The following is a 936-nucleotide window of genomic DNA, read 5'->3' as shown; positions in this document are numbered from 1 at the left end:
CATCTTTTCCCTCCCTGTTCGTCTGTAGATGCAGCAGCCTCTGCGCCTACAGCCTGATGGGCTGTGCTTGGCGGGCCGGCAGGGGGGACGATACGTGGGGCAGGAGGACTTGGGCGGAATGACAAAAATATGCTGGAACAATCTCGAATTACTTCGTTTTTCCTCTCGAATAAATTTGAATTTCTCTCTAAAACTATCCTGTTTGATGACAAAAAAATCATCCTATATTCTTGCTATCAGAGACAGTTTGCTCACAATCAGGTGAGCGTCAGCAGAAAACTGCGCCAAGGTTCACAATAGCGGTCCTACTGATGCAGCATCCTTCCCCCTTTCCATGAGCAATAGCGCCCAGCATCCCTCCAACCACCCGCGTTTCCTGCTGTTCCTGATCTGCGCCTTCGCCTCGGCCGGTCAGTTGGCCATCGACCTGTACGTGCCGGCCTTGCCGAAGATGGCCATCGACTACGGCACCTCGGCCCAGGCCATCCAGATCAGCGTGACCGCCTACCTGATCGCCTATGCCTTCGGTCAACTGGTGTTCGGCCCGCTGGCCGACGCCTATGGTCGCAAGCGCGTCCTGATGCTGGGCCTGGGCCTGTTCACGCTGGGTTGCGTGCTCTCGCTGGCGGCGCCCAACCTGGAAACCTTCGTCGCCGCGCGGGTGCTGCAAGGCTTTGGCATTGCCGCCACCAACCTGCTGGCCAAGGCCATCATCACCGACTCCTTCAGCGGGCAAACCCTGATCCATGCCTACACCTACATGGCCACCGCCTGGGGGCTGGCGCCCATCGTGGCGCCGGTGATCGGCGCGCACCTGCAGGAAGCCTTCGGCTGGCGCTCCTGCCTGGTATTCCTGCTGGTCTATTCCTTGGGGATGTGGGTCATCCTGTGGCGCTACCGTGAAACCCTGGCCCAGCCGGGTCCACTGCATCCGGC

General features: G+C 59.4%; 1 protein-coding gene. It reads left to right on the top strand.

Translation table 11 applies throughout. From position 1 onward, the window contains the following. Window positions 1-334: 334 nt before the first annotated feature. On the top strand, window positions 335-936 hold a 602-nt coding region (locus I5W_RS21670; RefSeq protein WP_044530789.1), incomplete at its 3' end, for an MFS transporter.

This window comes from Herbaspirillum sp. B65, assembly GCF_000333555.1.
In the GTDB taxonomy this organism is placed as follows: domain Bacteria; phylum Pseudomonadota; class Gammaproteobacteria; order Burkholderiales; family Burkholderiaceae_D; genus Herbaspirillum; species Herbaspirillum rubrisubalbicans.
Note: the sequence above shows the minus strand (reverse complement) of the source record. Positions and strands in the feature narration are given on the sequence as shown.